12 protein-coding genes and 1 pseudogene are annotated in these 12,702 nt (G+C 61.5%); 3 read left to right on the top strand and 10 right to left on the bottom strand.

The genetic code is table 11. The features are described from left to right. Positions 1-4 precede the first annotated feature (4 nt). From APH30_RS04420 to APH30_RS04400, 5 genes and pseudogenes are all read right to left on the bottom strand, one after another. On the bottom strand, positions 5-883 hold the full coding sequence (locus APH30_RS04420; RefSeq protein WP_016488049.1) for a ParA family protein: 879 nt from the start codon (positions 881-883) through the stop codon (positions 5-7). 4 nt (positions 884-887) lie between these two features. Beyond that, positions 888-1,103: an AlpA family transcriptional regulator gene (locus tag APH30_RS04415; RefSeq protein WP_016488048.1), complete on the bottom strand. Its 216-nt coding sequence runs from the start codon at positions 1,101-1,103 to the stop codon at positions 888-890. A 113-nt stretch (positions 1,104-1,216) separates the two neighbouring features. Continuing rightward, complete coding sequence (locus tag APH30_RS04410; protein ID WP_016488047.1) at positions 1,217-1,954, bottom strand: hypothetical protein; 738 nt, start codon at positions 1,952-1,954, stop codon at positions 1,217-1,219. 212 nt (positions 1,955-2,166) lie between these two features. After that, the gene (locus APH30_RS04405; protein WP_016488046.1) at positions 2,167-3,294 is read right to left on the bottom strand and encodes an HlyD family secretion protein; all 1,128 of its coding nucleotides are present in this window, start codon (positions 3,292-3,294) and stop codon (positions 2,167-2,169) included. Beyond that, a pseudogene (locus APH30_RS04400) lies at positions 3,291-3,899 on the bottom strand (MFS transporter); the annotation flags it as partial. The gene APH30_RS04405 and the pseudogene APH30_RS04400, both read right to left, overlap by 4 nt. 8 nt (positions 3,900-3,907) lie before the next feature. On the opposite strand from APH30_RS04400, the gene APH30_RS27500 reads away from it, so the two are divergent. From APH30_RS27500 to betT, 3 genes are all read left to right on the top strand, one after another. Beyond that, positions 3,908-4,117 carry an OprD family outer membrane porin gene (locus APH30_RS27500; protein WP_080641070.1) on the top strand — a complete coding sequence of 70 codons (210 nt, stop codon included), beginning with the start codon at positions 3,908-3,910 and terminating at the stop codon, positions 4,115-4,117. A gap of 106 nt (positions 4,118-4,223) precedes the next feature. Further along, the gene (locus APH30_RS04395; protein ID WP_016488043.1) at positions 4,224-5,381 is read left to right on the top strand and encodes a beta-propeller fold lactonase family protein; all 1,158 of its coding nucleotides are present in this window, start codon (positions 4,224-4,226) and stop codon (positions 5,379-5,381) included. 263 nt (positions 5,382-5,644) lie between these two features. Next, on the top strand, positions 5,645-7,900 hold the full coding sequence (betT, locus tag APH30_RS04390) for a choline BCCT transporter BetT (RefSeq protein WP_016488042.1): 2,256 nt from the start codon (positions 5,645-5,647) through the stop codon (positions 7,898-7,900). A 52-nt stretch (positions 7,901-7,952) separates the two neighbouring features. Here the strand turns inward: betT and APH30_RS04385 are convergent, their stop codons facing one another. The 5 genes from APH30_RS04385 to pchA are packed head-to-tail and all read right to left on the bottom strand — an operon-like array spanning position 7,953 to position 12,526. Beyond that, positions 7,953-8,324: a cytochrome c family protein gene (locus tag APH30_RS04385; RefSeq protein WP_016488041.1), complete on the bottom strand. Its 372-nt coding sequence runs from the start codon at positions 8,322-8,324 to the stop codon at positions 7,953-7,955. Positions 8,325-8,379: 55 nt separating this feature from the next. Next, a complete protein-coding gene (locus tag APH30_RS04380; protein ID WP_054888282.1) occupies positions 8,380-9,948 on the bottom strand; it encodes an FAD-binding oxidoreductase in 1,569 nt (522 codons plus the stop codon). A 14-nt stretch (positions 9,949-9,962) separates the two neighbouring features. Then, complete coding sequence (locus APH30_RS04375; RefSeq protein ID WP_016488039.1) at positions 9,963-10,655, bottom strand: hypothetical protein; 693 nt, start codon at positions 10,653-10,655, stop codon at positions 9,963-9,965. Then, positions 10,652-11,002: a cytochrome c gene (locus APH30_RS04370; RefSeq protein WP_016488038.1), complete on the bottom strand. Its 351-nt coding sequence runs from the start codon at positions 11,000-11,002 to the stop codon at positions 10,652-10,654. The genes APH30_RS04375 and APH30_RS04370 overlap by 4 nt, the downstream gene beginning before the upstream one ends. 45 nt (positions 11,003-11,047) lie before the next feature. Then, the gene (pchA, locus tag APH30_RS04365; protein WP_016488037.1) at positions 11,048-12,526 is read right to left on the bottom strand and encodes a 4-hydroxybenzaldehyde dehydrogenase; all 1,479 of its coding nucleotides are present in this window, start codon (positions 12,524-12,526) and stop codon (positions 11,048-11,050) included. Between the last annotated feature and the right edge of the window lie 176 nt (positions 12,527-12,702).

Here is a 12,702-nt window from a genome sequence, read left to right as displayed (position 1 = left end):
CCCATCAGCCGCGACGGTTGAGTCGGCGGTCGATCACTGACGCTTGGCCGGGCAGAGGCGCGTCCGAGCCGACAAGTCGCTCAGCCCACTGCGGGAACAGCTCGATGGCCAGCTCAAGCATGACCGCCGCGCCGCAAGGGCCTCGGCTGCCAGAGGGTGGAGTAGGCTCGACGCGGTGCACCGGCAGGCCGAGCGAGGCGGCATTGGGGTAGGCCACACGGTCAGGAATCACCGTTGTGCAGACGCTGACATGCGGGTCGCCTTGGAAGGACGCCTGCAGGCTGTGCATGATCAAGCGGGTGTCACGGCGATTGGCTTTGACCTGGTTGAGCAACAGCTTCACCGACGGCAAGGCAACGCCCAGGTAGCGGTAGGGCTCCAACTCTTCAAACAGCGCCAGCGTGCCGCGTCGCAGCTCACGTGCGGCGAGCATTTCTGGGGGGACCGGGCACAGGGCATAGTCGGACGCGAGGATCACCATCTCCACGACTACACTGCGCGCGCCTTGGGTATCGATGATCAGCACATCGTAGAGCTCCTCGAACGCTGGCAGAAGATTATGAAGGCGCAGACGACCATCGGCCGCGTGCAACAGCAGAGTGCTGATGTGCCCGGCGCGATCGTTGGACACTATCAGGTCCAGGTGCGGGATGACGGTGGCGGAAATCACCTGTTCGGGGGCCGTGAGCCGTTGCGCGATGAGTTCGTAGCTGCCAGCCTCACGGGATTCGCGCAAGGCGTAGTAGCTGGACAGCGTCGGTTGGCTGTCCAGATCCAGCAGCAGGACGCGAAGGCCCGCATCGGCGAGCACACCACCCAGGTTGGCGGCGACGGTGGTTTTACCCGCGCCGCCCTTGGTCGAGATCAGCGAGAGGACGTCCATGACGCTACTCCCTGACCGACAGTCGATCATGGACCCACTGCTCGATCTCCAGCGAGTCCCAGCCGACGGCGCGGGTACCAATGCGCCGGCATTGGGGGAATAGACCGGCTTTCATCAGGTTGTAGATGTGCGAACGTTTGAAGCCGGTTTTCAGTTCCACCTCATCGCGGCGCATGATGTGGCGGTCGGCAGGCAGCGGGGCAGGGCTGATCTGTTGCATGATGTCACTCCGTAGCACCATGTGGTGCGCAGTGGGATGTGACAGTCAGTGAAGGTCGATGCTGGAGGAAAAACATTGTCAGGCGATGCCGAGCATCGCCTGACAATGCGGTGTCAGCCCCGTTTTACCTGGGCTAGATGACGGCGAGCGTCGGCAAATCGCCGATCAAGGGTACTTTTGCTCAGGCCAGGCAGACCAGGAAAACGGCGTAGAATCTCGTCGACCAGAGCGCTCTGGGACTTGTAGGCCGATTGCACACGGCCGTCTTTGGATTTACCCAATGTCACTTCCAGCATGGTGCCCACGAGCATGTTGTTCGTGCCTTCGGAGGCCTCGGAAGGAATGCCTTGGGCCTCAAGTCGCGCTGTCAGTTCGTGGTTACACGCGGTGAGCGTTGTCACCTCGTCAACTCTTGCTGTAAGCTCGTCGCGCAGCTTGTCGATCGTGCGCTGAGCAGCAGCGAGCTCTGCTTCCTGTACCAAATGAGCATTGAGACTGACGCAGTTCAAATGGTCGAGGCTCTGCGAGAACAAGAAGGCGGGCTTCTCGTTGGGGTAATTACGTGCGAACCAGACCAGCAGATCAGCACGCTGAATGGACCAGTACTCTCGGCTTACCTGGTTGTCAGCAGTGATCGGTCGGCCCAGGCAGGTCGCGGGTAGCTCACCGCTGACAATGGCGTCGTAGATGCACTCCGCATAAAGGTGCAGGATCGGCCATTGTGGAAAATGCTTGAGCAGACTGCCGGGGTAGGAGAGGTCGACCCGTAAAATCTCGTCTTCGTGGTCGGCAAGGTCACACCAGAGAATGGCGGCATCGATGAGATGGTAAGAGCTTCTGATCGAGATCATGGCACACAGCCTCCAGCTGCGTTCGTCCTGGAATCGCTGGCGGGGGCAGCGTGATCTGTGCCTCTGTCTAGCGAGCCTGATTTCAAAGGATCACTTTTGGGATCCATTGATGGTGACATCGAAGCGATAGGTTGGTTCTTCACGCATTATGCGAACGCGTCAAGTTTTGACGCCGCTCGGGGGCCTGCAAAGGACCGAGGCAGGCCGCGTCATTATTCTGCTCGTGTATCAATGCTGACCACCACCGACATGCCGGGACGCAGACGTGCGACGTCAGGCTGCTCGGGGTCGACGGTAATGCGCACCGGGATGCGCTGGGCGATCTTGACGAAGTTGCCGGTGGCATTGTCGGCCTGCAGCAAGGCGAACTCCGAGCCGGTGGCCGGCGAGATCTGCTGCACATGCCCGTAGAGCTTGAGGTGGTTCAGGGCGTCCACGGTGAAGGTCACCGGCTGGCCGATGCGCACGTCGGCCATCTGGGTTTTCTTCATGTTGGCGATCACCCACAGGGTGTCGGGCACCAGTGCCATCAGTTGTGCGCCAGAGTTGACGTAGGCGCCCAGGCGCGTGCCGATCTGCCCCAGCTGGCCGTCGCGCGGGGCGGTGACGCGGGTGTTGTCGAGATCGATACGGGCCAGTTCGACGGCCGCCTTGGCGTTCTCCACCGAAGCCTCCAGCGAGGCGCGGTTGACGATCACGGTCTCGCGGTCCTGGCGGGCGATCTCCAGCGCGGCCTTGGCATGGGCCAGGCTGGCGACGGCGGCGGCCTCACTGGCGCGGGCCAGGTCCAGGTCGCGGCGCGACACCGAGCCATCGCTGACCAGCGCCTGGTTGCGACTGAGGTCGGCCTTGGCCTTAGTCGCCTGGGCCGAAGCGTCGCCGATGGCGGCCTGGCGTTGGGCGATGGTGGCTTCGGCGCTGTTGCGCTGCTGCAGGTTGTTGGCCAGCGCGGCTTGCTGCTGTAGCTGGGCGATGGCCAGGGCCAGGCGCTGCCTGTAGATACGGTCGTCGAGCTGCACCAGCAGATCGCCAGCCTTGACGAACTGGAAGTCATGCACCGGCACGTCGACGATATAGCCGCTCAGCTGCGGGCCGATGATTGTCACCTGGCCGCGCACCAGGGCGTTTTCGGTGCTTTCGATGGTGCTGCTGAACGGCGGCAGGTTCCAGGCGTAGAGCACTACCAGGATGCCGACCAGGGCCACGCTGGCGAAGCTGATCGTAGACAGGATGCGCACCCGCCGCGTGCGCACCGGGCTGGTCGGTTCGCTGGGCGGCGTGCTGCCTTCCGGGGTTTCGGCGAGGGCGGCGGTGGTCGTGGTGCGGGTTTCTTCGGTCATCGGCTGGCAGTACCGCTGGTGGAGTCGGATGAAGCGGCCTGGCGGGCGACATACCGCAGCCAAGAACCGCGAATGGTAATCCAGATCATGGTCAGCACGGCGATGCTGCCGATCAGCACGAACACGTCGTTGTAGGCCATTATGTTGGCCTCGCGGGTGGCGGCGCTGGCCAGCACGCGCATGCCGGCCTCGCTGCGCAGTGCCGGGTCGGCGAGGATCCCGGCATAACCGGCGCCGCCGCTTTGCACACGGGCGTTGACCAGTGGTTCGAGGTAGCTGAGGCGGTCTATCAGGTGGCTGGAATGGAATTTCTCGCGCCAGGTCTGGAAGGTACCCAGCAGCGCCGCGCCGATCAGGCCACCGAGGTTGTTGCAGATGCCGAACAGCACCGAAAAGCTCACCAGGTTGCGCGGGTTGGTGCGCACATGGCTGATGCCCAGGGCCATCGACGGGCCGAGGAAGAACGTGCTGCCAAAGGCCAGCAGGAACTGGCGGAAGTACATCTGCGCCGGGCGCGTGAGGTTGCTCGAACTGCTGTCCATGAACGCCCCGGCGGCCTTCGCCAGCAGCGAAACGAACAGTGGGATGATCAGGTGCTTGGGGTCAGCGCACTATCCAGGGGCGCGACATCGATGTCTCGCCAGCCGACCGCAATGGCAATGAGTGGATACGCGAATCGGAAGTGGCCTATTCAGTACGGACCAGTACGTTCAAAAACCTGGTGCTCAAGTGGCGCAGCGCCACGGTGAGGCGTGATTATCAGGGTGGGCAGGATTTCGACGAGCATCGGCTGATCGTGGTTTACCCACTGACGTTACTTTAAGGAAGGGGAGCAGGTAATGAGATTCAAATTACAGCCCTGTAGTTTTCTGCTGGCAGGGGTTCTGGCCTCTTCCTCCCATGCGGCACTGGCGGCAAATACCCAGGCAATGACCGAAATCTATGCAGGGTTCGGAGACAAACTGCTGGGTTATGCCCTCGCGCCCGATGGCTCGCTCACGCAAAATGGGGTGGTTCAGTTGCCAGCTCCGTTGCAGTTCGCCGTTGCCGACAAGGGCAATCGGCACCTGTATGTGGCGTCCAGCAACATCAATGGAGCTAACCCTGGCGATGTTCACATGCTCAGTGCTTTTACTATCGACCATGCTACGGGGCAACTCATGCCGTTGGGCGAACCTGTGAAGCTGGAGCAACGGCCGATCTACCTGACCCTCGATCGCGATGGCACACATGCATTGCTGGCCTACAACCTGGCGCCAACCGTGACGGTTCATGTACTGCAGCCAGATGGCAGTCTCGGTGCCCAGGTCAAACAGGCGCAACCAATCAAGTCGGGCGTATTCACCCACCAGGTCACGGTAGTACCCAACGATAAATTCGTGATTGCGCCTGGTCGTGGCAATGATCCGAGTGCAAGCCGGCCCGAAGATTTGGGCACCCTTTCAGCGTTTGCCTACTCGGGCGGCAAGCTGACCCCAGCCGGGGTCGAAACCTTTGCTCCCTCCGTTGGCCCACGCCATATCGCCTACCACCCTCGGGCACCCTTGGCATACCTGGCAATGGAGCGGGGCAGCAGTCTCTACACCTACCCGTTGACCAAGGAAGGACGACTGGCCAACAGGCCCGTATTTAAAACCAGTACCCTCGACCCACACTGGCATGCCGAGGCCGATGAGGGCATCAAGAAAGGCGGGGTGATTCTGGTGCGGCCAGACGGTAAGTATCTCTACGTCACCAACCGCTCCGATGAGCTTCAAACGACGGAAAAACCCGCGATGTTCAAGCATGGTGAAAACGATATAGCGGTGTATGTACTGGATGCAAAAACGGGCGAGCCGAAGCTCTTGCAACATATCCCCACGCAAGGGGTAGAGGCCCGCACGATCAGTGTGGCGCCCGGTAATCAATGGTTCATCGTGGGCAACCAGAAAGGCGGGCAAGTCCAGCGCGGTACGGCAACCGAAGCGGAGAAAGCCAATATCGCCGTATTCCGCATCAAGCCCGATGGTACCTTGGCGTTTCACCGTAAGTACGACATGCCCGAACCTGGCAGGTCGCTGATGTGGGTTGAAGCGTTGCAATTGTAACTGCGGGGCTGTTCGATTCCCGCCTAAGCCACGCAAGGTGGCTCAGGCCAAATCTTGAGGAGTGCTTTCAATTGGCACTCGCTGCTGCAGGACGCTCTGCCATCGCGGCAGTCTTTTTCGCGATGAGTCCTGCCGAATCTACCTTCAGGGCGACTACCCTGAGTGAAGTCACATGTGCCATCAGAATAGAGAGAATCCGCGCCTCCGATCATCCTATCCCTCTCAGGAGGCGTTGAAGTGAAGTACGCAACAGGAGAAAGCTCATGCCCTTCGAACCCCCTTCAGACCAGCACCGCGACGGTGTCGATCCGGTCACGTCAGGAGGCGTAAAATCGATCCCTGCGCTTGAGCGCAGCAAATTTGGCGGTACCGATCGCCTGTCCAGGCGCCCGAGCGACGATGACGATACCCCCGTATCGCGCAGCGACCTGAGCAAAGGCCATGACGAACTCATCGAGCATCGTGAGGCGCATATCAACTGGAGCGTCCTGTTGATTTCGTCAGCAGTGATACTGGCGTTTTCCATCACCACGATCCTCATGCCCGATGCTGCACGTGTGGCAATGAAGCAGACTACCGACTGGATCGCGACGAACCTCGGCTGGTACTACGTACTGACGATGACCCTGGTGATCGGGTTCGTGCTGTGGGTCGCCTTTTCCAAGGAGGGGGACGTGCGCATCGGCCCCGACCACTCGCGGCCGCAGTACAAGCTGGTAACGTGGGTCGCCATGCTGTTTGCCGCAGGGGTCGGGATAGACATGCTGTTCTATTCGGTCACCGGCCCGGTCGTGCAGTATCTGCACCCGCCCAGCGGCACCGGCGGGACTGCCGAGGCCATGCAGGACGCAGTGATCTGGACCATGTTTCACTACGGCATCGCGGGTTGGGCGATGTATGCCTTGCTGGGCATGGCCATGGGTTACTTTGCCTATCGATGGGACATGCCGCTGTCGATTCGTGCCGCGCTCTATCCGCTGTTTGGCAAACGCGTGCGCGGCCCGTTGGGCGATGGTATCAGCATCATCGCGTTAGTCGGTACCGTGTTTGGCGTCGCCACATCGATGGGCATCGGCGTGGTACTGCTGAGCGTGGGTTTCGCGCTGATTTTTGGTCTGGAGCAGGGCCTTACCTTGCAGATCCTGCTAGTAGTGGGGGCGGTGGCACTGACCATCGCGGCTACCACCTCCGGGGTCGACCGTGGCATCCGCTGGATCGCCGAGCTGAACCTGTGGAGCGCCGTGGCCATGATGCTCTACATTCTGCTGACCGGGCAGACGGCCTTCCTGCTGAACGCACTGGTGTCGAACATCGGGCAATTTCTCGTCACGTTCCCCGCGCGTACCTTTCAAACCTTCGGCTACTCGCCCGATGGGGCCGGGTGGATGGCGGGCTGGACGTTGTTCTTCTGGGCCTTCTGGCTGGCCTGGGGGCCATTCGTTGGTGTGTTCCTGGCGCGGATTTCGCGGGGGCGCACGTTGCGCGAATTCGTCCTGGCGGCAGTGACCGCGCCGGTGCTGTGCGATTTCATCATTGTTTCGCTGTTTGGCAATTCAGCACTGTTTCAGGTACTTCAGGGCAACACTGCGTTTGCCCAACTGGCGATGGACAGCCCTGAACGGGGTTGGTATGCACTGCTGGAGATGTTCCCGGCCCCAATGTTCCTGATTGGCCTGGCGACGCTATCAGGTCTTTTGTTCTACCTCACCAGCGCCAATTCCGGGGCAATGGTGATGTCGAATTTTTCTGCCTCGATTCCCGACCCATCCCACGACGGGCCAAGCTGGCTGCGCATCTTCTGGGCATTGCTCACGGCCATGCTCACCGTGGCGATGCTGGTTGCGGGCGGGGTCAAGACGATGGAGTACGCCACGCTGATCTTTGCGCTACCGGTGACGATCATTGCTTACCTGGTGATGGCATCGTTCTACAAGGTGTTGCGCATGGAACGCGCTGAGCGCGAGGGGAGAGTGCTGCGTCGCCCCTCCATGGCGGCTATCGGGGGGCATGTCCCGGAGCGCTCCTGGAAGCAGCGGCTCGAGCACTTGCGGGCATTCCCATCGCTGCGCCAGGCCACTCAGTTCCTCAACCGTATGGTTGCGCCAGCACTGGATGAGGTCGCGGCTGAGTTTCGCAATCAGGGCTATGACGTCATGCGGGAAAATGTGGTCAACAGCCATGGTTTCGAGGAGCCGTTGCTGCGGGTCTCGATGGATACGTTCCGCGATTTCCATTACCACGTGGCCATCGTCGAGGCGCCGGTGCCCATGTTCAGCGGCCGCATGACGCGAGAGATCGATGTCTATTATCGGTTGGAGGTGTATACACAGACCGGGTCTGGTGGCTATGACCTGATGGGGCTGACCAAACAGCAGGTCATCGACGATGTACTCGATCGATATGAGACCCACCTGGCGTTCCTGGTCTTTTCAAGTGAAAACGCTACTGCCTCTGTTCTGACACCCAGGCAGTACCAGCCCCCTGAGGCGCCCGATGAATCCGGGCAGGGCCCGCGCTGATACGTCGATGCGGTTCGCCAGCAGGTGCCCAGGCCCCTGCTGGCGGTTGGTTTTACTTCAGTGTCTTGAGGTAGGCAACGAGGTTTTGACGGCTCTGAGCGTCAGCTTGCCCGGGGTACATCATCATGTTGCCCGGTACCAGCTCCGCTGGTTTGGTCAGCCATTTATCCAGGTTGGCGTCATCCCACTTCAGCTTGGCCGCTTGCAGTGCGGCAGAGTAGTTGAAGGCGGGCGCCTGGCCGCTACTGCGATCGAACACGCCTAGCAGGCTGGGGCCCATCAGGTTCTTGCCCTGTTCAGTGCTGTGGCAGAAACCGCATTGCGTGGCGAAAAGGGCCTTGCCTTGAGCGGCATCGCCCTCGGCCAGCGTCAAGGGGGCGACCAGGAGCAGGGCGCTGGCAACCAGCAGTTGTGCAGGGTTCATTTCATTTCCTTCGGATTTAACCGCCACGTCAGGTATGGCGGGGCTTCAAGAACATTCAGAATGGGTTGGCGAGGTCGATGCCCGACTTGCCTGGCGAGAGGATGTTGTTGGGGTCCAACGCACGCTTGAGGGTGTGCTCGAGCTTGCGCTTGACCGGGCCGTAGCTGTTCGCGACGCGATCCTGGAAGGCCGTGTTGACGCGGTAGACGGCGTAGCCTTCCTGCTCGAACACATTTAGCAGTTCGGCGAAGCAGGCATTGGCGCGCTGGGTTTCTTCCGGGTTGCTGCGGTCGTACAGCACATCGATGACGTGGTGCATGTCGCGCCAGCCGACGATGAACTCGCCGACATAGTCCAGCCCATGCTTGTTGAGGGTTTTCTTGGCCAGTGCCTGCTGCTTGTCGCACTCGCTGCCTCGGGCCTGGCTCACCGGCGCGAACCACATCGAGCCACCGCCGCCACGCCAGTTGTACAGGCCGAATTCCTGCAGGTTGGGCACCCCGGACATCAACTGCGCACGGTACTTGAACGGCTGGGTGTCACCGGCCTCCTGCTGGGTGAAGATGCGGCCTTTGCCCAGTTTCTTCAGGGCGTCGGTAACGATCTTCCAGTTGACGTCGACCTGTTCCTGGGTACCGTACAGCGCGGCATAGACGTTCCAGGCGCCGAGGTTCTTGTCTTTCTGGATCTGTTTGAGGATAGCGTCGGACGTCGCCCCCGGCTCGTTGGTGTAGTCGGCGCGCCGGGTATTGCAGGTGGCGGCCTCCCAAAGCACACCGGCGATGACAACCGAGTTGGGAATGACCTGGGCGATCCGCAGCGGGCGGATGAATTCGACGATCTCGGCGATATCCGAGGCGTTGTCGAACTTGATCTCGAACGGCTGGAACACGGGAGGCTTGGGCATCAGCCAAAAGCCCATCTTGGTACAGATGCCATAGTTGGCCTGGGTGAACATGCCGTCTAGGGTCGGGCCGTAACCCCACTTGAACACCTGCCAGGCATTGTCGCCTTTCACTCCGCCCATGCCGGTGCGGTACACGTCGCCATTGGCCAGCACGACTTCCATGCCGCACTGCATCAGGAAGTGCTCGCCGTAGGGCGTGTAGCCCACGCCGCGATCCATGGTGTTGCCCAGCGGCCCGGCGATGGCCGACGGTGCGGAGAACGACAGCATCAGCGGCAGTTTGTGTTCCTGCAGATAGTCGTACAACTGCTGGTAGGTCACGCCCGGCTCGACCAGGGCCGTGCACAGTTCCGGGTCAACATGGAGGATCTTGTTCATCTTCTTCAGGTCGAGAATGACCTGGCCGCGCTGGCTTGGGGCCGCCGAGCCATAACCGAAGTTGCGCCCGGTGGAGATGGTCCACACCGGGATCTTGTGTTCGTTGCAGATCTTTACCACGCCTTGCACCTGCTCGACGGTGGTGGCGGTGACGGCGGCGGACGGGGTGTGCTCAGCGGTGTCCACGGCCATCATGATCTTGGTGTAAGGGATCAGCTGATCGTCCTTGATCAGGACGTTTTCATCGCCCAGCAGGGCCCGGAACTTGGCAATGGCCTGATCGAAGTTGGCGAGGTCGACGCCGCGCGGGAGCAGGGTGGTTGTGTTTTGCTCAGTCATGTCTTACAGCTCCTTCAAGCCTCGATCGAAAACGAAACGAAATGACCGGTCAGCGCCGCCGACCGGTTGTCGACCACAGGCGCTTGCCCGATGTGCGTGGTGCCCAGGGTGGCGAGGGCGTAGCCGAGTGTGGCCGCCCATTGGTCCGAGGCGCCTTTGTCACGGCCGGCAGCCGACGCGCGCAGGGGGGGCTGCTGGCCGCGCAGGCGATGCTCGGTAAGGCTGAAACCTGCGCCGCAGGCGTTCAGGCTCAGGCCGAGTTGCGGGGCGCAGCCACTGGCCGTTTCGCCGCTGAGCAGGCGGTGGTGTGAAGCGTGGGCTGCGGCGTGGTGCTGGCCAAGCCACTGCACGTGCGCACCGGCGCTGCGCGCGAGGTCGACGATCAGTGCGGCACTGGCATCGTCGACCAGGCCGATGATGCGTTGCGGTGTGGCGATACGCAGGCGTTTTTCAAAGCCAAGGATGAAGTCCAGGCTGAGGTCGGTACGCCGGACCTTGACCTGCTCGCCGGCGGGGCTTGCGTTGACGCCCTGGAGGAAAGCCGCCTGCGCGGCGGCGCTGCTGACCAGTACCAGGGTTGGACGCGCCGGTTGTGGTTGTGTGCCCAGGGCACTGTTGGCCGCGCTGATGCCTGCGCTGCTCATGGCAATACCGGCAAGGCTGGACAATGCCATGCCTTTGAGCACGAATCGGCGTTCGACGTTCATGGCTTGCCTCCGGCTGGGTTGGGCGCAGGCGCGGATGCTGTGGAGATGTACTCGGCAACCTGTTGCAGCGCGTTGTCGTCGATGAACGAGGCAGGGAAGGCGGGCATGGCGCGAAAACCATTGCGCACGATCGCAGTGATGTACCCCGGCGGCAGCTGGCGGCCGGTGATTTGCGGCCCGACCTGGTGTTCGTGGCAGTGGCCACACACCTTGGCGTAGACATTTTCGCCGCCTTTCCAAACACCATCGCCATCGGCAGCGGCGTTATTGGCAAGCACGAGCAAGGGCAGGGCGAAGCAGGCGGCCAATGTCCGTTTCATCACGGAGCCGTCGCGAAGTGAAGACATTTCGTACTCCATTCTTGTTGTAGGTGGGATGGGCAAAGGGCCGGGTCAGAACGGGTACGCTCTGGGCACGTGTTGCAGGGTGATCCAGTGGTCGGTGGTGAATTCGTCGATGGCCCAGTCGCCATTGAAACGCCCCAAACCTGAGTTCTTCTCGCCGCCGAATGGCGCGTTGGGTTCGTCATTGACCGGGATGTCGTTGACGTGGGTCATGCCGGCGTGGATGCGTTGGGCGAACTGCACACCGCGCTCCAGGCTGGAGGTGAAGACGGCGCTGGAGAGCCCGTATTCGCTGTTGTTCGCAAGCGTTAGGGCATGCTCGGCATCACGTGCAGCCTGAATGCCGACCAGGGGGCCAAAGATTTCTTCACGGGCGATGTCCATGTCGGCGGTAACGTTGCCGAAGACGTGAGGCGGCAGCACATTGCCTTGAGCCTCGCCACCCACCAGCAAGGTGGCGCCTTCGGCGTGGGCAGTGACGATCTTCTGTTGCAGGCCCGCCAGTTGCTTGCTGTTGATCACCGGCCCGATGACCGTGCTGGCGTTGCTCGGGTCGCCGTAAGGCAGGGCCTTGACCCGCTCGACAAAGCGCTGGGTGAAGGCCTCCAGCAACGGTTGCTCGACGATGATGCGGTTGATCGCCATGCAGATTTGCCCCTGGTGCAGGAACTTGCCCACCACGGCAGCATTGACGGCCTGCTCGACGTCGGCATCAGCCAGGACCACGAACGGGCTGTTGCCGCCCAGCTCCAGCGCCACGTGCTTGAGGTGCTCGCCGCCGCTGGCGATGCGGCCGATGTTGCGCCCGACTTGGGTCGAGCCGGTGAAGGAAATGAACGCGGGCACCGGATGCTCGACGAAAGCGTCTCCGATCTGCGCGCCGGCCCCCACCACCACGCTGAGCACACCCGGCGGCAATCCGGCTTCCTCGAAGATTCGCGCAAGCAGCAGGCCGCCGGTGACCGGGGTATCGCTGGCCGGCTTGACCACCACGGCGTTGCCTAACGCCAGGGCAGGTGCCAGGGAGCGTGCGGTCAGGTGCAGGGGGAAGTTCCAGGGGCTGATCACGCCAATCACGCCCAGGGGAACCCGGTAGACGCGGCTTTCCTTGCCGGGCACATTGGACGCCATGATGCGCCCGTGCACGCGGCTTGGCAGGCTGGCCGACTCGAGGGTGATGGCGCGTGCGGCGCCCCATTCGATTTGCGCCTTGATCCGCGTGCTGCCTGACTCGCTGATGATCCAGTCGATAATTTCTTCACGGCGGTCGTCAAAGATCTTCACGGCATTGAGCAAGACCTGGCTGCGCTCGGCGGGGCCTTTGGCCGCCCACTCGAGCTGGCATTCGCGGGCCCTGCGGTAGGCGGCATCGAGGTCTTCGCGGTTGGCCAGGGTGATTTGCAGCAATCGCTTCTGCGTGAAGGGGTCGAACACCTCCAGCGATTGATCGGCGCTGCCGGCTCGCCATTCACCGGCAAGGGGCTGCAAGTGCAGGTTTTGATAGGCAGGGGAGTGGGAAAGCGTCATAGGGAGGTCACCTCTATTTTTTTTATCAAGTGCACCTGCGCTGCATAACAACAACCGTGCCAATGCTTCGAAAAGATATATTCATCAATGAATTCAATGGGATGAGGGATAAAGCTGGCGCTGACAAGCGGTCGTTACTGTATGATTTTCGACGAAGCCTGCATAAATTCATGCAG

This window comes from Pseudomonas sp. NBRC 111127 (genome assembly GCF_001320345.1).
Classification (GTDB): Bacteria; Pseudomonadota; Gammaproteobacteria; order Pseudomonadales; family Pseudomonadaceae; genus Aquipseudomonas; species Aquipseudomonas juntendi.
The sequence above is the reverse complement of the archived record's forward strand: the minus strand, read 5'-3'. Positions and strand labels throughout refer to the sequence as shown.